General features: G+C 74.7%; 15 protein-coding genes and 1 pseudogene. 8 read left to right on the top strand and 8 right to left on the bottom strand.

Going from position 1 to position 23,437, the window contains the following annotated elements:
* Positions 1–1,560, top strand: coding sequence for a DUF4139 domain-containing protein (locus EIZ62_RS29635; protein ID WP_156695736.1), 1,560 nt, complete (start codon positions 1–3; stop codon positions 1,558–1,560).
* Here the strand turns inward: EIZ62_RS29635 and EIZ62_RS29630 are convergent.
* Together EIZ62_RS29630 and EIZ62_RS29625 are read right to left on the bottom strand one after the other, a co-directional pair.
* A complete protein-coding gene (locus tag EIZ62_RS29630) occupies positions 1,521–2,390 on the bottom strand; it encodes a class I SAM-dependent methyltransferase (RefSeq protein WP_156695735.1) in 870 nt (289 codons plus the stop codon). The genes EIZ62_RS29635 and EIZ62_RS29630 overlap by 40 nt on opposite strands.
* Positions 2,391–2,552: 162 nt before the next feature.
* Positions 2,553–3,668, bottom strand: a complete 1,116-nt coding sequence (locus EIZ62_RS29625) for an AI-2E family transporter (RefSeq protein ID WP_156695734.1) — start codon at positions 3,666–3,668, stop codon at positions 2,553–2,555.
* Between the two features lie 64 nt (positions 3,669–3,732).
* Between EIZ62_RS29625 and EIZ62_RS29620 the strand changes: the two genes are divergently transcribed.
* On the top strand, positions 3,733–4,242 hold the full coding sequence (locus EIZ62_RS29620) for a hypothetical protein (protein WP_156695733.1): 510 nt from the start codon (positions 3,733–3,735) through the stop codon (positions 4,240–4,242).
* 145 nt (positions 4,243–4,387) lie between these two features.
* Complete coding sequence (locus tag EIZ62_RS29615) at positions 4,388–5,743, top strand: DEAD/DEAH box helicase (protein WP_156695732.1); 1,356 nt, start codon at positions 4,388–4,390, stop codon at positions 5,741–5,743.
* A 30-nt stretch (positions 5,744–5,773) separates the two neighbouring features.
* Here the strand turns inward: EIZ62_RS29615 and EIZ62_RS29610 are convergent, their stop codons facing one another.
* Both EIZ62_RS29610 and EIZ62_RS29605 read right to left on the bottom strand, forming a co-directional pair.
* The gene (locus EIZ62_RS29610; RefSeq protein WP_244376017.1) at positions 5,774–6,460 is read right to left on the bottom strand and encodes a DUF4230 domain-containing protein; all 687 of its coding nucleotides are present in this window, start codon (positions 6,458–6,460) and stop codon (positions 5,774–5,776) included.
* Positions 6,461–6,558: 98 nt separating this feature from the next.
* Positions 6,559–7,971 carry an aminopeptidase P family protein gene (locus EIZ62_RS29605; RefSeq protein ID WP_156695730.1) on the bottom strand — a complete coding sequence of 471 codons (1,413 nt, stop codon included), beginning with the start codon at positions 7,969–7,971 and terminating at the stop codon, positions 6,559–6,561.
* A 171-nt stretch (positions 7,972–8,142) separates the two neighbouring features.
* Between EIZ62_RS29605 and EIZ62_RS29600 the strand changes: the two genes are divergently transcribed.
* A complete protein-coding gene (locus tag EIZ62_RS29600; protein WP_208828096.1) occupies positions 8,143–9,126 on the top strand; it encodes a helix-turn-helix domain-containing protein in 984 nt (327 codons plus the stop codon).
* An 85-nt stretch (positions 9,127–9,211) separates the two neighbouring features.
* Here EIZ62_RS29600 and EIZ62_RS29595 read toward each other — a convergent pair whose 3' ends face one another.
* Entirely contained in the window at positions 9,212–10,627 is a 1,416-nt protein-coding gene (locus EIZ62_RS29595) for an amidase (RefSeq protein WP_156695728.1), read from the bottom strand.
* Positions 10,628–10,881: 254 nt separating this feature from the next.
* Here EIZ62_RS29595 and EIZ62_RS32865 point away from each other — a divergent pair, with 254 nt between their 5' ends.
* Both EIZ62_RS32865 and EIZ62_RS29585 read left to right on the top strand, forming a co-directional pair.
* The gene (locus EIZ62_RS32865; protein ID WP_341873989.1) at positions 10,882–11,097 is read left to right on the top strand and encodes a hypothetical protein; all 216 of its coding nucleotides are present in this window, start codon (positions 10,882–10,884) and stop codon (positions 11,095–11,097) included.
* Between the two features lie 457 nt (positions 11,098–11,554).
* Positions 11,555–15,889 carry a cation-translocating P-type ATPase gene (locus tag EIZ62_RS29585; RefSeq protein WP_156696658.1) on the top strand — a complete coding sequence of 1,445 codons (4,335 nt, stop codon included), beginning with the start codon at positions 11,555–11,557 and terminating at the stop codon, positions 15,887–15,889.
* A gap of 70 nt (positions 15,890–15,959) precedes the next feature.
* Here the strand turns inward: EIZ62_RS29585 and EIZ62_RS32995 are convergent, their stop codons facing one another.
* From EIZ62_RS32995 to EIZ62_RS29575, 3 genes and pseudogenes are all read right to left on the bottom strand, one after another.
* Entirely contained in the window at positions 15,960–17,171 is a 1,212-nt protein-coding gene (locus EIZ62_RS32995) for a branched-chain amino acid ABC transporter substrate-binding protein (protein ID WP_425281889.1), read from the bottom strand.
* A 447-nt stretch (positions 17,172–17,618) separates the two neighbouring features.
* Positions 17,619–18,407 (bottom strand): annotated as a pseudogene (locus tag EIZ62_RS32990) (serine/threonine-protein kinase); the annotation flags it as partial.
* A gap of 114 nt (positions 18,408–18,521) precedes the next feature.
* The gene (locus EIZ62_RS29575) at positions 18,522–18,938 is read right to left on the bottom strand and encodes an STAS domain-containing protein (protein ID WP_156695726.1); all 417 of its coding nucleotides are present in this window, start codon (positions 18,936–18,938) and stop codon (positions 18,522–18,524) included.
* A 512-nt stretch (positions 18,939–19,450) separates the two neighbouring features.
* Between EIZ62_RS29575 and EIZ62_RS29570 the strand changes: the two genes are divergently transcribed.
* Together EIZ62_RS29570 and xdhB are read left to right on the top strand one after the other, a co-directional pair.
* Entirely contained in the window at positions 19,451–21,001 is a 1,551-nt protein-coding gene (locus tag EIZ62_RS29570; protein ID WP_156695725.1) for a xanthine dehydrogenase small subunit, read from the top strand.
* The gene (gene xdhB, locus EIZ62_RS29565) at positions 20,998–23,436 is read left to right on the top strand and encodes a xanthine dehydrogenase molybdopterin binding subunit (RefSeq protein ID WP_156695724.1); all 2,439 of its coding nucleotides are present in this window, start codon (positions 20,998–21,000) and stop codon (positions 23,434–23,436) included. Before EIZ62_RS29570 ends, xdhB begins: the two co-directional genes overlap by 4 nt.
* Position 23,437: the final 1 nt, after the last annotated feature.

The following is a 23,437-nucleotide window of genomic DNA, read 5'->3' as shown; positions in this document are numbered from 1 at the left end:
ATGCCCACGGCACCCGAGCCGATCGCCCTCCCCGTCACCGCCGTCACCTGCCTGGAGGACCGCGCCCACGTCGAGCGGACCACCGTGCTCGACCTGGCCGCCGGCGTCCAGCGGCTGCGGCTCGGACCGGTCGGCGCGCTCGCCGTCGACCGCAGCCTGCACGCCGAGCTGACCGGCGGTCACCCCGCGACCGTGCTCGACGTGCGGATCGTCCGCACCTGGACGCCGCGCGGGCCGCTGCCGTCCGCCGCCGACTCCGCGCTGCGCCGGCGCGTGCACGGTCTGGAGGAGGAGCGGCTCGTCCTGGAGCAGCGGCGCGACCGGCTGCGCACCCGCCTCGGGCTGCTCGGCCGCCTGACCGCCGACCTGCTGCGGGAGATCGGTGAGGGTGCCGGCTCCGGGGAGACCGAAGGGGCCCGCTGGTCCGGTGAACTGGACCGGCTGGACGGGGAACGCGACACGTACGGCGAGCGACTCCGCGCCGCGGAGGCCCGCCTGGCCGCTCTCGACGCCGAACTGGGCGCCTCCCGGCGGGCGTTGGACGATGCCGAGGAGCAGCCGGCCGAGCTGGTCGGCCACATCGAGCTGACCGTGGACGCGGCGGAGGCCGGGCGGGCCGGGCTGCGGCTGACCCACCTCACCCCGTGCGCGCTGTGGCGGCCCGCGTACCGTGCCGTGCTCGACGGGGACTCGTTGACGCTGGAGACCGACGCGATGGTCTGGCAGCGCACCGGCGAGGACTGGTCGGACGTACGGCTGACGCTGTCGACCGCCCGCTCGGCGTCGGCCACCGAGCCCCCGCGGCTGGGCGAGGACCGGCTGACGCTCGAGGACCGCTCCCCCGAGGAACGCCGCACCGTGCACGTCGAGTTGCGCGAGGAGGAGATCGGCGACCTGGGCCCCGCCCCGGTGCAGGGCCTGCCCGGGGTGGACGACGGCGGCGAGGCCCGGGTGCTGCACTCCCCCGCGCCGGTCTCGGTACGCGCGGACGGACGCGCGCACCGGGTGCCGCTGTCCGCCTTCACCACGGAGGCCCGCAGCGAGTACGCCTGTACGCCCGAACTGTCACCGCTGGTCACCCGGGTGGTGCGGTGCGACAACCGGTCGGGCCACGCCCTGCTCGCCGGGCCCGTGGACCTGGTCCGCGGCGGCGGGTTCGGCGGCCGCTCCACGCTGGACTTCACCGCGCCCGGCGCGCCCGTCGAGCTCGCCTTCGGCAGTTGCGACGACCACCGGGTGGTCCGGGAGACCGAGGAGTCCCGTGACGTCGCGGGGCTCTCCCAGCGGACCGTGGTCACCCGGACCGTCCGGCTGCACCTGTCCCGGTTCTCCGCGCCCGGGGAGCAGGCGGGGCGCACGGTCGTGGTGCGGGAGCGGATCCCGGTCTCCGAGGTCGCGGCGGTGGAGGTACGGGTCCGCGAGGACGCCTGCTCGCCGCCGCCCGGCCCGGTCGACGCCGAGGGCCTCGTCCGCTGGGACGTCCTCCTGCCGCCGGGCGGCCACCGGACGATCACCCTGGTCTACGAGTTGTCCGCGAAGTCCAAGGTCGTCGGGGTATGAGCCGGACCCGGGCGGCGGCCCCAGGCGGTGAGCATCCCCGGGGACAGCTCGGCGCAGTCCGGTGACTCCAGGCAGCGGACGGCCTCCTCGACCGTCGCGTCGTCGACGAGGCCGGTCGCCGTGATCGCCTCCCGGGCGCGGTGCCACGTGTCGGCCCAGAACCGGCTGATGGCGCTGCCGGGCAGCAGCGGAGGGACGTACACCTCCGCCGCCACGGAGGTGAGTCCGGCTTCGCGCAGCAGACGGGGGTATCCGGGCACCCAGGTGACGTCCGTCCCGATGGTGTCCCTCAGGCCCTGCCACATCGCCCGCATCACCCGCGTGTACGGGGTGTCCGCCGCCCCCGCGGAGGTCAGGTCGGCGGCGTCGCTGAGGACCAGCACCCCGCCGGGGGCGAGCAGTTCACTCAGCCGCCCGATGAGGCGCCGCCGCTCGGGCAGGTGCATCAGGACGAACCGTGCGTGGACGAGGTGGAAGCGCCCGGCGCCGAAGCCCGGGTCGGTGACGTCCGCCTCCCTCACGGTGAGCCCCGGTACGGGCCGGGCGGCGAGGAACCGCACGTCACGGTCGACGGCGAGGACGGACGTGACACCGAGCCCCTCCAGGAGCCCGCGGGCCACCGTTCCCGTACCGGCCCCCACGTCCAGGCAGCGCCACCCGGGTCCGGCCCCGAGCGCGGCGAGCCGTGCGAAGGTGGTCGTGTCGTAGGCGAGGGCGCCGAGGTCGATCCGTTCGTCCTCGCCCGGCCGCTCCGCCGGGAACACCGCCTCGCCGTAGCGGCCGTCACCGGTGTCCTCACCGGCGGGGTGCGAAGGGTCGGGCTGTTCCACGGCGGATCCTCCTCCGGCGCGACGGGCACGGTCCGACGGCCGGTACGGCCGGTGCGCACCGTTCTCGCACCGATCCTGCACCCGCCGCCGCCCGCCGGGGTGAGGCTCGCCGCGCGGCCCCCCGTCCGTAGGCGTTCCCGACCAGGACTCCCGCAGCGCGCCCTAGGAGGGGACGGCCGCGCCGGAGGGTGTTCCGTCGGCCTCCGGTTCCGGCGAGGGGTCGGCCAGCTGCTCGCGCAGGTAGTTCCACACCACGGCGACCAGCGCGGCCGCCGGTACGGCGAGGAGGCTGCCGACGATGCCGGCCAGGCTTCCGCCGAGGGTGACCGCCAGGAGGACGACCGCGGCGTGCAGGCCGAGCCCCCGGCTCTGGATCATGGGCTGGAACACGTTGCCCTCGAGCTGCTGGACCACCACGATGAGCGCCAGCACGATGAGCGCGTCCGTCAGGCCGTTGTAGACCAGGGCGATGAGCACCGCGACCAGACCGGCGAACAGGGCACCCACGATCGGTACGAACGCGGACACGAAGGTCAGCACCGCGAGCGGCAGCACCAGCGGTACGTCGAGGACCCACAGGCCGATGCCGATCAGGACGGCGTCGAGCAGACCGACGAACGCCTGGGAGCGGACGAACGCCCCGAGCGTCTCCCAGCCGCGCTCCGCCACCACGGGGACGTCGGTGGCCAGCCGGCCGGGCAGCTGACGGGTCAGCCAGGGCAGGAAGCGCGGGCCGTCCTTGAGGAAGAAGAACATCAGGAAGAGCGCCAGGACGGCGGTGACCACACCGTTGACCACGGTGCTCACCCCCGTGACCACGGCGGTGACCATGCTGCCGATGCTGTCCTGGATGCGGGCGACGGCCGTGTCGAGGGCCCCGGTGATCTGGTCGTCACCGATGTTCAGCGGCGGCCCGGCCGCCCATTCGCGCACCCGCTGGATGCCTTCGACCACACCGTCGGTCAACTCGCCGGACTGCGAGGCCACCGGGACGGCGATCAGCGCCACGATGCCCGTGACCGCGAGCAGGAACAGCACGGTCACCGCCGACGCGGCCAGGGCCGGGGGCCACCCGTGCCGGCGCAGGAAGCGGGCCACGGGCCAGGTCAGGGTGGTGATGAACAGGCCCACTATGAGAGGCCAGACGACCGACCACATCCGTCCCAGCAGCCACAGGGCGACCGACACCGCCAGGAGGACCAGCAGCGATTCGAGACAGACGCGCGCCGAGGTGCGCAGCGCGGCGGCGGTTTTCGTGGAACTGAGCGAAGCAGGCATGGGAGCACCCTATGGGTACGCCGATCACGGCCCGCCGCCACCGCCGGTCGGCATAATGCGCGGCATGAACACCCGCGCCGTCGCCCGCGTACACCTGCTCGTCTCCGTGGAACTCACGCTGGCCGGCGGTGTGCTGGCCGCTCTGTGCGGCCTGATGGTGAGCGGGCCGTTCGTCGCGGTGCTCGCCGGTGCCGTGACCGGCGCGGGCGTCCTCGCCGGCTCGGTGGTGATCCGCCGACGGGTGTTCGCCGGCTTCGACCGCGCCGCGAAGGACGCCCACGACCAGGGGTACGCCGAGGGCCTGGCGCAGGCGGTGCTCCTGGGCATCGCGACGTACGGGGCCGCCGTCTTCCCGCTGACCGGTGGCGGGGTCTCCGCCGGGGAGCGCTCGGCACGGCGTACGGTCGCCTACCGGATCTCCGCGGACGACGGTCTGCCGCACGCGGTGCGCACCGCGGCCGCCGCGGCGCTGGAGGCGCTGGACCGCGGCGAGGACCGCGAGGCGGCGCAGCTGGCCGTGAAGGATCTGCACCTCGCCGTCCTCCAGCTGCGCACGGGGCCGGACGCCGGGTAGCCGGCCGGTCACCCGGTCCGGGCGGCGCCGGGGGCGTACCTCGCCGGCTGGTAAAATCGGGGGCACGCGTCGTCGTGGCCGGGGCCCGTACCGAGGAGAGGTACGGGCCCCGGTTCGTTCCGGGCGCCGTACCAGGAAGGGTTCCATGAACACGAAGCCGTCGGCCGGGCCAGCGGAGCCGGGGCTGCCGCCCGTCGCCTCCTTCGCCGAGCTCGGCCTGCCGCCGGTGCTGGTCACGACGATGACCGGCCTCGGGGTGCGCGAGCCGTTCCCCGTCCAGGCGGCCACGCTGCCGAACGCCCTGGCGGGCCGTGACGTCCTCGCCCGGGCGCGGACCGGGTCGGGCAAGACCCTCGCGTTCGGGCTGGCGCTGCTCGCCCGCACGGCGGGCCGGCGCGCCGGCTCCAAGCGGCCCCTGGCGCTGGTCCTGGTCCCGACCCGGGAGCTCGCGCAGCAGGTGGGCGACGCCCTCGCGCCCTACGCGCGGGCCCTGGGGCTCCGGACGGCGACCGTGGTGGGCGGAATGTCGATCGGGCGGCAGGCCGCCGAGCTCAAGGCAGGCGCGGAGCTGGTGGTCGCCACTCCGGGACGGCTGGCGGACCTGGTGGAGCGCCGGGACTGTCTGCTGGACGCGGTGCGGATCACGGTGCTGGACGAGGCGGACCAGATGTGCGACATGGGGTTCCTGCCCCAGGTGACGGACCTGCTGGACCGGGTGGGCCCCGACGGGCAGCGGATGCTGTTCTCGGCCACCCTCGACCGTGACGTCGAGGGACTCGTCACGCGCTACCTCGACGACCCAGTGCTCGCCTCGGTCGACCGCCCCGAGGACGTCGTCACCACGATGGAGCACCATGTGCTGCACGTGCACCCGGCCGACCGGTACGCCACCGCCACCGAGATCGCCGCCCGTGACGGCCGGGTGCTGATGTTCCTGGACACCAAGCACGGCGTGGACCAGTTCACCCGGCACCTGCGGGCCAGTGGTCTGCGCGCCGCCGCGCTGCACAGCGGGAAGTCCCAGCCGCAGCGCTCCCACACGCTGGCCCAGTTCAGGAACGGCGACGTCACCGTGCTGGTGGCCACCAACGTGGCGGCCCGTGGCATCCACGTCGACGACCTCGACCTCGTCGTCAACGTCGACCCTCCCGCCGACGCCAAGGACTACCTGCACCGCGGCGGCCGCACGGCGCGCGCGGGCGCGTCCGGCAGCGTCGTCACCCTGGTCACCCCGGCTCAGCGCCGGGAGGTGAACCGCGTGCTGTCCGAGGCCGGTGTCCGGCCGGTGGAAACGCAGGTGCGGTCCGGCGAGGCGAAGCTGTCCGCCCTCACCGGCGCCAAGCGGGCCCCGGCGACGGCCGGGAAGGGCAAGAGCACCGGCGCGCCCTTCCGGGGCCTCGGCTCACGCGAGGGCCGCGCCCCGAAGGAGTCCCGCAGGGCCGCCGAGGCACGCCGGACGGCGGAGGCGCGCAAGGCCGCCCGGGTGCGCAGGGGCCACTGACGGCGACGGCACGAGGCGGGGCGCACCGCGCTACGCGTACACCACGTCCACGCTGCGGAACCCGAGCGAACGCAGCAGCCCCTCCAGCATGGTGGCGGTGTTCTTCTCCGCCCGGGCGGTCAGGCCGCTGTCCTTCGCCGCCTCGCCGATGCGCTGCGAGGCCAGCTGGTGGACGGCGCGCTCGCTGGCGGGGTTGTCCGAGAACAGGTCGCCGAGCCGGTCGAGCAGCCCCCGCTGCTTCGACACGGCGTACGAGCGCTCCGGGTCCAGTGCCGGGGCGCCGAGCCGGGCGTGGGGCAGGCGCACGGTGACCGCGGTGCGCGCCTCGTCGACGGTGACGCTGCCGGGGCCGGTGCGGCCGAGGTCCACGTAGGCGCTCACGGTGCCGGCGCCGACGTACAGGGTGCGCGTGCCGCGGATGGCGTCCGGGAGGAACTTGGCGTCCTTCTCCAGGTCGACGACGACCTGGAAGTTCCCGGCGGCGCCCTCGTAACGGCTCATGTCCTGGATGGACTTGAGCAGGGCGGGGCCGGAGCGGTCGTGCGTCTCCTCACCGAAGAGGTCGCCCACGCCGGGCAGGAGGCTGAAGCGTCCCGCGAGCGCCCAGAGCAGGACGAGGGTCAGCAGCACCGCGGGGACGGTGAGCGTCCACCGGGGCAGCCGTCGGCGGCGGACCGGCGCCGGCGTGCGAGGAGGCGTTTCGTCGAGGGTCTCCACACGCCCCGTGTGCCCGCCATCCCCGCGGCGCATGTCTGCCGCCGCGGGAAAAGGCCGGCAACACCCCTGCCGGCGCGGGCCGTTGCGGCCGGCTGGAGTCAGCCGGCGAACCGGGCCATCCACGCCTCGACGTCGTCCGCCGAGCGCGGCAGCCCCGCCGACAGGTTCTCGTGTCCGCCGGCGGTGACGACCAGGTCGTCCTCGATGCGGACGCCGATGCCGCGCCACTCCTCGGGCACCGTGAGGTCGTCCGGCTGGAAGTACAGGCCGGGTTCGACGGTGAGCACCATGCCCGGTTCCAGCACGCCGTCGACGTACTCCTCGTTGCGGGCGTGCGCGCAGTCGTGGACGTCCAGGCCCAGCATGTGGCCGGTGCCGGCCATGGTGAACCGGCGCTGGAGGCCCAGTTCGTACGCCCGGTCGGCGGGGCCCGGGAGGAAGCCCCACTCGACGAGCCGTGCCGCCAGGTGGCGCTGGGCCGCCTCGTGGAAGTCGCGGTACCGGGCGCCCGGTTTGACGGCCGCCATGCCCGCCTCCTGCGCCTCGTACACCGCGTCGTAGACGGTGCGCTGGACGGGGGTGAAGGTGCCGCTGACGGGAAGCGTGCGGGTGACGTCGGCGGTGTAGAGGGTGCGCGTCTCCACCCCGGCGTCGAGCAGGAGCAGGTCACCGGGGCGTACGGGGCCGTCGTTGTCCGTCCAGTGCATGATCGTGGCGTGCTCGCCGGCGGCGCAGATGGTGCCGTAGCCGACGGAGTTGCCCTCCAGGCGCGCCCGGCGGAAGAAGGTGCCCTCGATCCAGCGCTCGGAGGTCGCGACCGCCCGGGACAGCTCCCCGATCGCGTCGGTGAAGCCGCGGACGGTGGAGTCCACCGCCTGGCGCATCTGGGCCAGTTCCCACGCGTCCTTGACGAGCCGGAGATCGCTGAGCGCCTCGTCGAGTTCCTGGTCGCGGGTCTCGTCGGTGGTGACGGCCGCCTCCAGCGCCGGGTCGACGCCCCGGACGATCCGGGTGGGGGCGGCGGGGGCGGCGGTTAGGTCGCGGGCGGCCGTGCGGACGTCGCGGCACGGCAGGCCCAGTACGCGCTCGGCCTCGGCGAGCGAGCGGCGACGGCCCATCCACAACTCCGCCGTGGGGCCCGTCCAGAACTCGTCGTCGCCCCTGCTGTCGCGCGGCAGTTGGTAGCAGTAGGCGTCGTGGCCGCCGTCCGCGCGGGGTTCGAGGACGAGGGCGCCGTCCCTGGCCTGGTCCCCGGTCATGTGCACGTAGCCGGAGTACGGGCGGAAGGGGTAGGTGTCGTCGTTGGAGCGGACCTTGAGGTTGCCCGAGGGAACCACGAGGCGTTCGCCGGGGAAGCGCGCGGACAGCGCGGCGCGGCGGTGTGCCGCGTAGGGGGCCTGTTCGCCGGGCTTCAGGTCGTGCTGTTCGGTGTCGGCCCATCCGGTACGCATCAGGGCGGACAGTTCGTCGGAGATCCCTGCGTACAGACCGTTCTTCCGGCCCTTCGCCACGATGTGCTCCTTCTTCTCGGCTTCGGTCTTCGCGCTTCGGTCTTCGCACTTCGGTCTTCTCGGGCTGCCCGACCCGGACGGTAGCCCGTGGCGGGCGCGCCGGGGGCCGGGTCGTGCCAGTGGCACCGATCGGCCACGGCGGTGGGGCGGGAGCCGTCGATAATGCGTCGCATGACGAACGCGAAACTCGCCGAGGCCCTTCGGCTGCTGGGTGTCGGCGGGACCGCGCGCCGGGTCTACGTGGCGCTGCTGGAGCGGGCGCCCGCTCCGCTGGGCGCGATCGGCGCCGAGGTGGGCCTGACCGGTGCCGAGCTGGCGGCGGCGTACGCCGAGCTGGTGGACGCCGGACTGGCCAGTGCCGCGGAGGCGGGGGCGGACGTGGTGGCCCCGGTCCCGCCCACCGCGGGGCTGGAGGTGCTCGCCCGGCGCCGGGCGGCCGAGCTGGAGGAGTCGCGGGTCGCCGTCGGGGGTGCCTTCGAGCAGTTCCGGCGGCAGCGGCTGGCCGCGTACAACGACGGTCTCGTCGAGGTCGTCACCGGGGAGGCGGTGGGCCACCGGATGCGCCACGCGTGGGCCAGCGCCCGGGAGCAGATCCGGCAGTTCGAGTCACCGCCCTACTTCCCCCTGCCCGGTGCCACCGAGGAGGCGCTGGCGACGCTCGCCCGCGGGGTGACACAGCGCGTGGTGTACTCGCGGGCGTCGCTGGAGCACCCGGGTCATCTGCGGGAGACGATCGAGCCGTGCGTGGAGGCGGGCGAACAGGCCAGGGTGCTGCCGTCGGTGCCGGTCAAGCTGGTGATCATCGACGAGGCCTACGCGCTCGTGTCGCTGTCGATCAAGGAGGCCGACGTGCACAACAGCATGCTGGTGGTGCAGCCGTGCGGTCTGCTCTCCGCGCTGGTGGCGCTGTTCGAGCAGTCCTGGCTGAACGCCCTGCCGTTCCACGGCCGCACCACGCGCCACAGCGGCCTGGCTCCCGCCGACCGCCGTCTGCTGTGGCTGCTCGCGGGCGGTGCGACCGACGAGGTCATCGCTCGCGAGATGGGCGTCAGCCGCCGGACGCTCTACCGCCGCCTCCAGGTCCTGATGGCCCGTCTCGGTGCCGCGAACCGGTTCCAGATGGCCCTGCAGGCGCAGCGGTCCGGCTGGTTGTGACCCGCGGTCCGCGGGACCCGCGGCCCGCGGAGGACGGCCGGGACGGCCGCGCGGCCCCACCGCCCGGCCCCGCTCCCCGGCGAGGTCAGAGGTCCTGGATACGCCGGAAGGGCCGGTCCGCCTCCAGCTCGAACGCCAGCTCCAGCAGCGTTCGTTCACTCCCTGGGCGGCCGGAGAACATGACGCCGATGGGCAGTCCGTCCTCCGTACCGCTCGCGGCCGGCAGGGAGAGCGACGGGTTGCCGACGACGTTGTTGACCGGCGTGAACGCCACGTACGCGAGGATCCGTTCGATCAGCGTGGGGTAGGGGACGGCCGGGCCGAGGTGACCGATCGGCGGCGTGGTGTGGGCGAGCACGGGCGTAAGGACGACGTCGAGGCCGCGGAACGCCGCCGCGTACCCCGCGGTCGTACGCTTCAGCCTGCGCAGCACCCCCGGTGTGCGCCGCCAGTTCCGCAGGTACGCCTCCCGCAGGCCCCGGCTGAGGCCGTCCATGCGCCGCCGGTCGAAGTCCGGGCCGAAGGACCGGCCGGTGATACCGAGGAGGAACGACAGCATTCCCCAGTAGGTGAGGAAGTCGTCGGTGAAGCGGGGGTCGATGGCCAGCTCCACCGGGTGCACGGTGTGGCCGAGCCGTTCGAGCGCGACCGCGGTGTCCGTGACCGCCGCCCGGGTGGCGTCGTCGGTGCGGACGCCGTTGGGCGAGTCGATGAGGAGCCCGACGCGCAGCCGCCGCTTCGCGGGGCCTTCGACCAGGCCGAGCGGCGGGAGCTTCGGGTTGCGCCAGTACGTCTCGGCGGCGGCGAGGAACGCGGCGGTGTCCCGCACGGAACGGCTCAGGACGCCGTCGGAGACGATGTCGACCGGCAGCTGGCGGCTCTGGGCGTTGGGCACGACCCGGCCCCGCGTCGGCTTCAGGCCGACGAGACCGCAACAGGCCGCGGGGATCCGGATCGAACCGCCGCCGTCGTTCGCGTGCGCGACGGGCACCGCCCCGGCGGCGACGAGCGCCGCGCTGCCGCCGGACGAACCGCCCGCCGAGAAGCCGGTGTTCCACGGGTTGCGGACCGGTTCGGCGGCCTCGAACTCGGTGGTCGGGCTGAACCCGAACTCGGGCAGCCGGGTCTTGCCGAGCACCGTGACGCCGCTGCTCAGGAACTGCCGGGTGAACGGCGCGTGCCGGCGCGCGCCCCTCGGGGTGAAGGCCGCGCTGCCGTGCCCGGTGGGCAGCCCCAGGAAGTCGGTGTTGTCCTTGACGAAGGTCGGCACCCCGGCGAGGGCGCCGCCCGCCCCGGGCTCGGGAGCCGGGTCGTCGATGTGCACCTGCACCGCGTTGAGCCTCGCCTCGACCGCCCGTACCCGCGCGGCCGCGTCCCGGGCGACCTCGGCGGCGCTCACCTCACCCCGCCGGACGGCCCCGGCGAGACCGACGGCGTCGTGCTCCCCCAGGGCGTCGTCCCCGAAGGCGTGCACCGTGGTCCGTTCCTCGAAAGTCGTCACCGCTACCTCAGCCCCCGGCCGTGTGGATGGTTGCCCGCCATCATTGCTTACCAACGGGTAACACGCGAGGGCTGCGTGCGGGCCTTCCGGGGCCGAGGATTCCGGCGGCCGTACGAGCGAGGACAAAAGGAGCGACTTCCCCGCCGAGAGCCGAGGATGGGGCGGGAAGGGCGAGGCGCCCCGGGGCCCTCGGCCACGGACAGGGACACGGACACGGAAAACACGGACACGCACGCGTGCGGGTGGAGGTCGCTATGAGCGAGGCCGGGACTACCGGGACGGGTACGTCGGATCTGCCCCAGCCGTTGCGGGCGGTGGCCTCGGGCCTGCTCCGCATCCCCGGAGCCGGGCAGGTGGGGAAGGCGGCCGCCGGTGCGCTGGACCGGCTCGAGGCGGTCTCGCCGCGCAGCCGCCGGATCGCGGTGTACGCCGGGGCCGGGGTGCTCGGCGTGGCCGGGCTGGTGGAGTAGCCGGTCGCCCTCACCGGCGCCGCGGTCGCGTGGCTGACCCGGCCGGGGCGGGGCGCCGACGACGGGGCCGCCCGCGAGGGCGGCCCGTGGGCGGCCGGCGGGGCGGGCCGGGACGCCGCCGGGGAACCGGGCGGTACGGGTGCGGCTCCCGACGCCGCCCTGGCGGAGCGCTACGGAGCCGGCGACAAGCTGGCGGCCTCCCACTTCCGCCACGACCGCCCCGAGCGCCACGTCCACGAGCAGCCGGCGAAGGTCGGGGACACCACGACCGCGTCGGCGCTCAAGCAGGTCGCGGAAGCCACCGTCCACCACGACGGACCACGGTCCGCCCAGGACCGTACGGAACCGGAGCGGGCCGGCGGCGGGAGCGGCGGCCGGGACGGCGGGGGCCGGACGGGCGGCCACGACCGGGGCGCGGGCCGTGCCCGGCACTCCGGCTGAGCCGGGGCCGCCGAAGATGCTCGCACTCCTCGACGTGTCGCCCCTCGCGGGAGCCGTGGCGGGGGCGGCCACCGGCGCCGCGCGTTCCACCGTCCAGGGCGTGACCGCCGCCTGCGCGACGGCGTACCGCATCGGGCACGTCGCGCGGAACGCCCTGGACACCGACGTCCACTGGCGCGGCGGTCACCGGGTCCACCTGGCCCTGCGCCTGCCCCGCGGCGAGACCCGCGCGCTCGCCCGCGAGCTGGTCGCGCAGCTCCTCGAACACCCGGACGTGGTGGCGGCCCACTGGGACGAGGGGCTCGCCCGTCTGGTGGTGACCGCCGTCGAGGAGGCGGCCGCCGACCGGGTGACCGCACGGGCCCTGGAGATCGCCCGCGCACGGGGCCTGACGGTGGCCGCCGAACCGGACGGCGAGGAGGACGCGGTCCATCCGGGCGACCCCCGCGAGGTGCGGATCGCCGGTGCCGCCCTGCTGATGGACACCGCGGGCGCGGCCGTGGCCGTCGCCGGCCGGTCGCTGCGCCTGCCGCCCGCCCCGAAGATGCTCACCGCCGGTGTCAGCCTGCTGCGGGAGAACCCCCGGTTCCGGGCGCTGTTGCGCAAGCGGCTCGGCCGCACGGGCCGGGAGCTCGCCCTCGCCGCCGCCAACGCCGCCGCGCACGGCGCCGGGCAGTCACCGGCGGCGCTGGTGCTCGACGGACTGCTGAGGACCGCGCAACTGACCGAAGCGGTGGCCAGAACCGCCGCCTTCGAGCGCGCGCACGACGAACTGTGCCACCCCGGGCGCGTCAGCCTCCCCTCCCCCACGGGCACCCGGCCACCGCTTCGGGTCACACCCGCCAAGGCGTACGCGGCGAACGCCGGCACCGGCAGCCTGGCCGGCGCCGCGGCCGCCTTCCTGGTGACGCACGACGCGGCGGAGGCGGCCGAAGCGGTGCTGGCCGGCTCGCCCAAGGCGGCCCGCTACGGTCCGACCGCCTTCAACGCCACCCTCGGGACCCTCCTCGCCCGCTCCGGGGTCCTCGTGCGCAGCGGCGAGCGCCTCGGCCAGCTGGAGATCGCCGACTCGCTCGTCCTGCACGCCGCCGTCCTGCGCGACGCGCGGTCCTCGGACACCGCCGGCGACACTTCCGCCGACACCGCCGACGATCGGGTCCACCCCTTCGCCGAGGCCGTCCTCGACGCGGCCCGCCGGGCCGGGCTGCACGTGGTGATCACGGGCGGCAGCGACCTGAAGGACATCACGCGCCTCGCCGACGAAGTCGCCCCGGCGGACCGGCCCATGGGCGACGTCGTACGGGCGCTCCAGGACGAGGGGCACTGCGTGGTCACCGTCGCCCGCCCGGACGGGACGCGCCCGGAGGACACGGCGGGACTGACCGCGGGTGACGTGGCCATCGCCCTCTCCGACGAGGGGGCGGCCGTCGCCTGGGGCGCCGACGCACTCGCGCCCGGCGGTCTGCCCGACGTGTGGCGCCTGTTGGCGGCCGTCCCGGCGGCCCGCCGCGTCGGCCGCCGCTCGCAGGCCCTGGCGCGCGCCGGGGCCGCCCTGTCGGGGCTGATGGTGGCCAGGGGCGGCCGGCCGCCGAAACTGCCGGCCGGGCCGCCGCTCACCCGGCACGCCCCGGTGAACATCGCCGCCGCGGTCGCGCTGCTCACCGGATGCCTCGAAGCCGCCCGGATCGCCGCCGCCACGCCGCCCCGGCCACGGCTGCACGTCCCGTGGCACGCCCTGGAGCCCGACGAGGCCCGGAGCCGGCTGGCCCGCACCCGCTCGGACGCCGAGCCCCGCGGGTTCGCCCTGCTGACGGAGCGTTCCCGGCGGCAGGCGGCGCGGGTCCTGGGCACCCCGGCCGCGGCACCGGCGCGCTGGACGTGGCGGGCCGCCGACGCCGTACGCCGGGAGCTCGACGATCCGCTGACGCCGGTCCTGGCCACCGGCGCGGTGGCCTCCGCGCTGCTCGGTTCGGTCGTCGACGCGATGCTCGTGGTCGGGGCGATGGACCTCAACGCGGTCGCGGGCGGCCTCCAGCGGATGCGCGCCGAGCAGGCCCTCGCCCGCCTGGCGTCCCGGCAACAGCCCAAGGCGCGCCGGCAGGAGGGGCGACGGCGCACGGTCACCGTCGACGCGGCCCGGCTGCGGCCCGGTGACGAGATCGGGCTGGCCACGGGTGACGTCGTACCCGCCGACGCGCGGCTTCTGGAGGCCGACGGGCTCGAGGTCGACGAGTCGGCCCTGACAGGTGAGTCGTTGCCGGCCACCAAGGCGGTCGACGCCACACCCGGCGCTCCGGTCGCCCAGCGCTCGTGCATGGTCTTCGAGGGCACCACCGTCGTGGCCGGGACGGCGACCGCGCTCGTCGTGAACACCGGCGACCAGACCGAGGCGGGGCGCGCCGTCACGCTCGCGGCCCGCACGCCGCCGCCGGCCGGGGTGCAGGCGCGGCTCCAGGAACTGACCCGCAAGGCCCTCCCGGTGACCCTCACCGGCGGCGCCCTGGTCACGGGACTCTCCCTGCTGCGCGGCAGCCCCGTCCGGCGCGCCGTCAGCGGCGGCGTCGCGGTCGCCGTGGCCGCCGTGCCCGAGGGGCTGCCGCTCGTCGCGACCGTCGCGCAGATGGCCGCCGCCCGCCGGCTGTCCCGGCGCGGGGTGCTGGTGCGCAGTCCGCGCACGCTGGAGGCGCTCGGCCGGGTCGACACCGTCTGCTTCGACAAGACCGGCACGCTCACCGAGAACCGGCTCCGGCTGGTCCGGGTGGCCGCCGCCGACGGCACCGTCCACGAACCGGACGCCGAGGCGGCCGTACCCGTCGTACGTCTGGCCGCGCGCGCCTGCCCGCGCGAGGAGACGGGCGAGGGACGGCGCATCGCCCACGCGACCGACGAGGCGGTGCTCGACGCCGCCCCGCCCGACGAGGCCTGGTCGGCGGTCGCCGAGCTGCCCTTCGAGGCCCGCCGTGGATACGCCGCGGCGGTGGGCCGCGACGGGGAGGCCGAGGAGCTCCTCGTGGTCAAGGGCGCCCCGGAGACGATCCTGCCCGCCTGCCGCGACCTCCCCGGGCACGTGAGCGGGGCGGCACAGGAGCTGGCCGGGCAGGGGCTGCGCGTCCTCGCCGTCGCGGCCCGGCCGTGCCCGGCCGCCGGCGCGGACGCCGCACTCGACGCGCCCCTGGGCGACCTGGAGTTCCGCGGGTTCGTCGCCCTGGCGGACGTCCCGCGCGACACCTCGCGCACCCTCCTGGCGGAGCTGCGCCGCGCCGGCATCGTGCCCGTCATGCTCACCGGCGACCACCCCGAGACGGCGCGCGCCATCGCGCTGCAACTGGGCTGGCCGGAGGACTCCGAGGTGGTCACCGGTGACGAGCTGGTCGCCATGGGCCGCCGCGACCGGGCCCGCGCCCTGCACGGGGCGGGCATCGTCGCCCGGGTCGCCCCGGAGCAGAAGCTGCACGTGGTGGAGGCGCTGCAACAGGCCGGCAAGGTGGTGGCGATGGCGGGTGACGGTGCCAACGACGCCGCGGCCATCCGGGCCGCCGACGTGGGCGTCGGCATCGAGGCGCGCGGGTCGGCGGCCGCCCGCAACGCCGCCGACCTGGTGGTGACCACCGGCGACCTGTCCGTGCTGGTCGACGCGATCGCCGAGGGCAGGGCCCTGTGGCGGAGCGTCGCCGACGCCGTGAGCATCCTCATCGGCGGCAACGCGGGCGAGGTCGGCTTCAGCGTCCTCGGGACGCTGCTGGCGGGCTCCTCGCCGCTGTCGACGCGTCAGCTGCTGCTGGTGAACCTGCTCACGGACATGTTCCCCGCCATGGCGGTGGCCGTGACACCGAGCGACGACCCCTCGACGGCGGACCCGGCGGCGAACGGTCCGATGAACCTCGAGGTCCTCGGTGTGCCCCTGCTGCGTGCCATCCGGCGCCGGGGCGTCACCACCTGCCTGGGCGCCGTCGCCGCCTACCTGTTCGGCCGCCTCACGCCCGGCACCCACCGGCGGGCCACCACCATGGCCCTGTGCGGCGTGGTCGGCGCTCAACTGGTGCAGACCCTGTCCGGCCGGCGCCACAGCCCGCTGGTGTGGACCACCGCCCTGGGCTCCGCCGCCGTGCTCGCCGCGCTCGTCCAGACGCCCGGGGTCAGCCACTTCTTCGGCTGCACCCCGCTCGGCCCCCTGGCCTGGGCGGGCGTCGCGCTGGCCATCACCCTCTCGGCCCTGGCACCGCGGCTGGAGCGCCTGGAGCCGGTACGGCAGCTCTACGCGGCGGTGGCCCGGCTGGTCGCGCACCTGAACGACGCGGTGCGCGGCGCCCGGCGGACCCTGCACAGCGGCATCGCCCAGCCGGTCGCCTGAGGCGGGGCGCCCGGGGCGGGCGCGGGCGGTGTCGTGCCGTACCGGGGCGCGGGCGGTGCCGTACCGGGGGTCAGGGGGTGTGCGGGCCGCTCTTGACGCTCTTCCAGTCGCCGCCCTTCACCGCGTGCACGGTGAGCCGGCGGTTGACCGTGTCGCCGTACTCGTCGAAGGCGACGCGCCCGGTGACACCGTCGAACGCCACACCCGCCACCGCCTCGGCCGTCCGTGCCCTGGCGTTCGCGGGGAGGGAGCCGCCGTGGGCCGCCGCGACGGCCTTCACCGCCTCGATGACGGCCCAGGTCGCGTCGTAGGCGTAGGCACCGTACGCGCCGGCCTCGTCCGGATAGCCGGCCGCCCGGTACCGGGAGAGGAAGTCCCGCCCGCCCGGGAGGTCCTCGGCGGGCGCGCCGATGCCGGTGGCCAGGTCGCCCTCGGCGCGGTCGTTGGTCTCGGTGTACTGCGGGTCGAAGATGCCGTCGCCGCCCATCAGGGGGATGTTCGCGCCGGCCTCCTTGAGCTGCCGGGAGAGCGGCGCCGCGGTGGTGTAGTAGCCGCCGAAGTACACGGCGTCGGCGCCCGAGGCCCGGACCTTCGCGGCGAGGGCGGAGAACTCGCCGTCCTCGGGGGCCACGTGGTCCGCGCCGACGACCCTCCCGCCGAGCGCGGTGAACCCGCTCCTGAACCCGGCGGTGAGCCCGGTGCCGTAGGAGGTGTTGTCGTCGACGACGAAGACCTTCCGCTTCCCGGCGTCCCGGTACAGGTACCGGGCGGCGAACGGGCCCTGGTCCACGTCGGTGGCCACGGTACGGAAGTAGGTCGTGGACTGGCGGGACTTGGTGCCCTTGGCCCAGTCGAAGCCGTGCGTCAGGACGGGGCTGGTGTTGGCGGGCGAGACGTTGACCAGTTTCGCCCGTTCGAGCGGCTCCAGCATGGAATGGGCGACGGCGGAGTTGAGTGGTCCGACGACACCGAGCACCTTGTCGTCGGCGATGAACCGCTCGGCGTTCCGCTGCCCCGCCGTCGGCAGCGCCTCGTCGTCCAGGGCCTTGACCTCGAACGTCACACCGGGCACATGACGCTTCTGGTTGGCGGTCTTCACGGCCAGGTCGGCGGAGTGCTTGATGCCGGCACCGAGGAACGACAGGTCACCGCTGAGCGGCGCGTCCACACCGATCACGACCGTGGTGGAGGACGCCCCGGAGCCGTTGCCCCCCGCACCGCCGGCACCCGCCTTCCCCCCGCCCCCGGCCGGCTCGTCCCCGGTCAGCTTCCAGGTCAGCACGGAGCCGGCGGCGAGGGTCGCCAGGGCGACGGCCAGGACGCCGGACCGCTGCGTGAGGGTACGCCGCCGGCCGGCGGTCCCCGCGCTCCGCCGATCGCGGTCCGCCCCGCCGATCGAGACCACTTCCTCGGCCGGAGGCACAGACCCGGGTACGGACTCGGGCACGGGTGTGGTCGCCGGGGCGGTCGTGGCGGGTGGTGTGCCGGGCTGCCCGTCCGCCACCGGGTGGCGTGAGCCGTCGGGGGTGGTGGGGGTCAGGGAGGACTGCTCGGACGACCGCTCGGGCAGCGGTCGCGGATCCGGTTCCGTCGGGGTGGGTGCCGGCTGCGTCGGAGCCTCCGGCAGGGGCACCGGCGCGGGATCGGCCCCTTGTTCCGGTACCGGCACTGGTTCCGGTCCCGGCCCGGTGCCGCGCAGGACCGCGCCGAGGAGTTCGGCGGCCTCGGCGGCGCTCGCGCGCTGCGCCGGGTCCTTGGCGAGAAGCGCGTCCAGTACGGGTGTCAGCGGGCCGGCCTGGACGGGCGGCCGGTGGGGGCGGGTGAAGACGGCGATGGCGAGGGCGTGCAGCCCCTCGGCGTCGAACGGCGGCCGCCCCTCGACGGCGTGGTAGAGCGTGGCGCCGAGTGCCCACAGGTCGTTGGCGGGTGTCGGGCGCTTGCCCTCCAACTGCTCCGGCGGCATGTACTGCGGCGTGCCGATGACGATCCCGCTGTGGCTGAGCTTGGTCGTGGCGTCGGCGAGGTGGGCGATGCCGAAGTCCGTGAGGACGACGCGGTCCTTGCCCAGCAGCACGTTGTCCGGCTTGATGTCACGGTGGACGATCCGCGCGGCGTGGGCCTCCGCGAGGGCGTCGAGCATGGCGGAGCCGATCTCCGCCACCCGCCGCACGGACAGCCGGCCCTGCTCGCGGATCGCGGCGGCGAGGGACTGCCCGCGGATGAACTCCATGACGATGAGAGGGGCGCCGTCGTGTTCCGCGACGTCATGGATGGTGATGATCCCCGGATGGCTGAGGGTGACCGCCGCGCGGGCCTCGCCGGTGAATCGCCGGAGCAGCGTGGCGCGGTCGCCCTCGTCCATGCCCGGGGGGAAGACGATCTCCTTGATGGCGACCTCGCGCCCGAAGAGCTGCTGGTCGACGCCCCGCCAGACGCGGCCCATGCCGCCCTGGCCGATCTGCTCGACCAGCAGGTAGCGTCCGGCGATGAGCTCGGGGATCTCCTCGTTCACGCCCATACTGTAGGACCTGTTCGGCCGGACGCATGACGATCGCGGAACGTGGGCGCGGGCCCCACGGGCGCCGGCCACGCGGGCGTTGCCGTCCCGGTGGGCGCTGTCGTCCCGGTGGACTCAGCGGCGCGTGCCGTGGAACCGGACCTCGCCCGCGCCCCGCTCGCGCTGGGCGGGCAGGGCGGGGTCGTGGTGGCACCCGCGCGTGACGGCCCGTGCCCCTGACAGGGTGGCCGACACCCGCAGGGTGCGGTGCGCCCCGCAGATACGGAAGACCTTGCGGGCGAGCGGGCGGCGGGCGACGACGGCCAGCGTGGCGCCCCGGGCGTGGGCGGCCGCCCGCAGGCGCAGCAGCATGGCGACCATGCCGCCGGTGACCAGGGGCGTACGCAGGTCGACGAGGACCGTTCGTACGCCGGAGCCGGCGATCAGGGACGCCAGAGCCCGCTCGGCGGGCTCTTCGTCGGGCAGGTCGATCACATCGTGGATCTCGATCAGAAGCTGATCGACGCTGGGGCGGTGGCACGGAAACAGCAACGCGGACTCCTGGGTATGCCTGTAGGAGGGGCCGCTTCCTGACCGCCACGGTTCCGACTACCCAGGTCGTGCCGGTTGATGCACAGGGATTCGTGAGGCGCCGTCCATGTCTTGACCCCGGTGGCCGCGGCCATTACGTTGCCGTAGGACCTCACCCATGACGACCGGCCCGTGAGCACCGAAAGGGGGCGACCAGCGGATGTACGCCATCTCCGACCTCGGTCGCCAGGCTCAGCGCACGGTCTGGGTGCCGGGTCGTATCGCACACGGCTGCTGACACGCCGTTCTCACGCGTGCCCGTTCGTGGCACGTCTCGGGTTTCCCACCACCGTCTCCGGTACGTCGCTGCCACGTGCCGTTGTCGCGTCCCACGCCGTTTCGTGTCCACGCCGTTCCGCGCCCGCGCCGTTTGGCGTCGACCGCTCCGACGTGGCGCGTCCGCACACAGAAAGCTGCCTGACATTGGCGAACATGATGAACCGACCCGTCGCCCACCGGAACGAGGGCCCGTCATGGTAGGGGCGCGGATCACGGTCAACGGCGAGGACACACCGATCTCACCGGCCGCTCCGCACACCACCGTGCTGGACTTCCTGCGCGAGCGCGGCCTGACCGGCACCAAGGAGGGCTGCGCCGAGGGTGAATGCGGTGCCTGTTCGGTCCTGGTGGCCCGTCCGGGGGTGAACAAGCCGACCGACTGGGTGGCGGTCAACGCCTGCCTGGTCCCGGTCGCGGCGCTCGACGGCCAGGAGGTCGTCACCTCCGAGGGGCTCGCCACCGCCGGCGCACCCGGCACGGCGCCCGAACTGCACCCGGTGCAGCGGGAGATGGCGGTCCGTGGCGGCTCCCAGTGCGGGTACTGCACACCGGGGTTCGTCTGTAGCATGGCCGCCGAGTACTACCGGCCCGACCGCTGCGCGCACGCCACCCCCGACGGCGACACCGCTGCCACCGGCGACGACACCGCCGTCAGCACGGCCGACGGCACCACCGGCACCGTCGGCAGCAGTACCAACAGCACCACCGGCACCGATCCCGAGCACGGACCCAACGGCTTCGACCTGCACGCGCTGAGCGGGAACCTGTGCCGGTGCACCGGCTACCGCCCGATCCGCGACGCCGCGTTCGCCGTCGGGGCGCCCACCGGCGAGGACCCGCTGGCGCGGCGCCGCGAGCAGGCGCCGCCCGCGCCGGTCGCCACCCGGTACGCCGGGGACGGCGGCGAGTTCGTACGCACGGACACCCTCGCGGAGACGCTCCGGCTGCTGCGCGAGCGGCCCGACGCGGTGGTGGTCGCCGGTTCCACCGACTGGGGCGTGGAGGTCAACATCCGCTCCCGGCGGGCGCATTGCGTGGTCGCCGTGGACCGGCTGCCCGAACTGCGGGAGCTGCGGACCCGATCCGACCACATCGAGATCGGGGCGGCCATGACGCTCACCGAGATCGAGCGCCGTCTCCACGGCGCCGTGCCGCTGCTGGCCGAGTTGTTCCCGCAGTTCGCGTCCCGGCTCATCCGCAACGGTGCGACGCTCGGCGGCAACCTGGGCACCGGCTCCCCCATCGGTGACAGTCCGCCGGTCCTGCTGGCGCTGGAGGCGTCGGTGGTGCTCGCCGACGCCGACGGTGAGCGGGAGGTCCCCCTCGCCGACTACTTCACCGGCTACCGGCAGAGCGTGCGCCGGCCCGGCGAGCTGATCCGCTCGGTGCGCGTCCCGCTTCCGCTCTCGCCGGTCACGGCCTTCCACAAGATCGCCAAGCGGCGTTTCGACGACATCTCCAGCGTGGCCGTCGCCTTCGCGCTCGACGTCGAGGACGGGATCGTCCGCAAGGCGCGCATCGGGCTGGGCGGCGTGGCCGCCACGCCGATCCGGGCCATGGCCACCGAGACCGCCCTGGAGGGCCGGGCCTGGACGGCGGAGACCGTCGAGGCCGCGGCCGAGGTGCTGCGGGCCCAGGGCACACCGATGAACGACCACCGGGCCAGCGCCGAGTACCGCTCCGCGATGCTCGGCCAGAGCCTGCTGAAGCTGTACGCCCGAACCACCGAGGCGGTGTCGTCATGAGCCAGTTGTCCGAGCGCCCCGAGAAGTCCGTCGTCGGGCTCCCCCTGCCGCACGAGAGCGCCGTCCAGCACGTCACCGGGACCGCCCTCTACACCGACGACCTGGTCCACCGCACCAAGGACGTCCTGCACGCCTATCCGGTCCAGGTGATGCGGGCGCACGGCAGGATCACCGCGCTGCGCACCGAGCCGGCGCTCGCCGTGCCCGGGGTGGTCCGGGTGCTGACCGCCGCCGACGTGCCGGGTGTCAACGACGCCGGGATGAAGCACGACGAACCGCTCTTCCCCGGCGTGGTCATGTTCCACGGTCACGCGGTCGCCTGGGTGCTCGCCGAGACGCTGGAGGCGGCCCGGCTCGGGGCGGCGGCCGTCGAGGTGGAACTCGACGAACTGCCCGCCGTCGTCACGCTGCGGGACGCGATCGCGGCCGGCAGCTTCCACGGTGCCCGGCCCGTGATGGAGACGGGCGACGTCGACGCCGGCTTCGCCGACTCCGCGCACGTGTTCACCGGCGAGTTCCAGTTCTCCGACCAGGAACACTTCTACCTGGAGACGCATGCGGCGCTGGCTCATGTCGACGAGGCGGAGCAGGTGTTCGTGCAGAGCAGCACCCAGCACCCGTCGGAGACCCAGGAGATCGTGGCGCACGTCCTGGGCCTGCACAGCCACGAGGTGACCGTGCAGTGCCTGCGGATGGGCGGCGGCTTCGGCGGCAAGGAGATGCAGCCGCACGGCTTCGCGGCCGTCGCCGCGCTCGGCGCCAGGCTGACGGGCCGGCCGGTCCGGGTGCGGCTCAACCGCACGCAGGACCTCACCATGTCCGGCAAGCGGCACGGGTTCCACGCCCAGTGGAAGATCGGCTTCGACGCCGACGGCCGCATCCGGGCCCTCGACGCCACCCTGACCGCGGACGGCGGCTGGAGCCTGGACCTGTCGGAGCCGGTGGTGGCCCGGGCGCTGTGCCACATCGACAACACGTACTGGCTTCCCAACGCGCGCATCGCCGGTCGCATCGCCCGGACCAACAAGGTCTCCAACACCGCCTTCCGCGGCTTCGGCGGCCCCCAGGGCATGCTGGTGATCGAGGACATCATGGGCCGGTGCGCGCCGCTGCTCGGCCTGGACCCGGCGGAGCTGCGGGAACGCAACTTCTACCAGCGCGGCCAGTCGACACCGTACGGGCAGCCCGTCGTCCAGCCGGAACGCATCTCCGCGGTCTGGTGGCAGGTACGCGAGAACGCCGGCGTCGCGGACCGCGAGCGCGAGATCGCCGCCTTCAACGCCACGCACCCGCACACCAAGCGGGCGCTGGCGGTCACCGGCCTCAAGTTCGGGATCTCCTTCAACCTCACCGCCTTCAACCAGGGCGGGGCGCTGGTCCTGATCTACAAGGACGGCTCGGTCCTCATCAACCACGGCGGCACCGAGATGGGCCAGGGGCTGCACACCAAGATGCTCCAGGTGGCCGCGACCACGCTGGGCATCCCGCTGCACAAGGTGCGGCTGGCCCCGACCCGGACCGACAAGGTCCCCAACACCTCCGCCACCGCCGCCAGCGCCGGTGCGGACCTCAACGGGGCGGCGGTCAAGAACGCCTGCGAGCAGTTGCGCGGACGGCTGCTCCAGGTGGCCGCCACGCAGCTGGGGTCGAACGCCTCGGACGTACGCATCGTCGAGGGCGTCGCGCGCGCCCTGGGCAACGACGCGGAGCTGGCCTGGGACGACCTGGTGCGCACCGCGTACTTCCAGCGGGTCCAGTTGTCGGCGGCCGGCTTCTACCGGACCGAGGGCCTGCACTGGGACGCGAAGACGTTCAGGGGTTCGCCGTTCAAGTACTTCGCCCACGGCGCCGCCGCGGCGGAGGTGGAGGTGGACGGCTTCACCGGGGCGTACCGCATCCGGCGGGTGGACATCGTGCACGACGTCGGCGACAGCCTGTCCCCGATGATCGACATCGGTCAGGTCGAGGGTGGTTTCGTGCAGGGCGCGGGCTGGCTGACGCTCGAGGACATGCGCTGGGACGACGGCGACGGGCCGAACCGCGGCCGGCTGCTGACCCAGGCGGCGAGCACGTACAAGCTGCCGAGCTTCTCGGAGATGCCCGAGGAGTTCAACGTCACGCTGCTGCGGAACGCCGCCGAGGAGGGCGCGGTGTACGGGTCCAAGGCGGTGGGCGAGCCGCCGCTGATGCTGGCGTTCTCGGTGCGGGAGGCGCTGCGGCAGGCCGCCGCCGCGTTCGGACCGGGCGGGGTGTCCGTCGAGTTGGCGTCGCCCGCGACGCCGGAGGCGGTGTACTGGGCGATCGAGTCCGCCCGCCGGGGCGGCGCGCCCTCCCGGGCCGGTCACGCCGAGGGCTCCGGAACCGGTGACGCGGGCCGGGAAGCCGCCTCCGGCGGAGGGGGCCGTACCGGTGCCGAAGCGCTGAGCGGTGCCTGAC

The sequence above is a fragment of the Streptomyces ficellus genome, assembly GCF_009739905.1.
Classification (GTDB): Bacteria; Actinomycetota; Actinomycetes; order Streptomycetales; family Streptomycetaceae; genus Streptomyces; species Streptomyces ficellus_A.
Note: the sequence above shows the minus strand (reverse complement) of the source record. Positions and strands in the feature narration are given on the sequence as shown.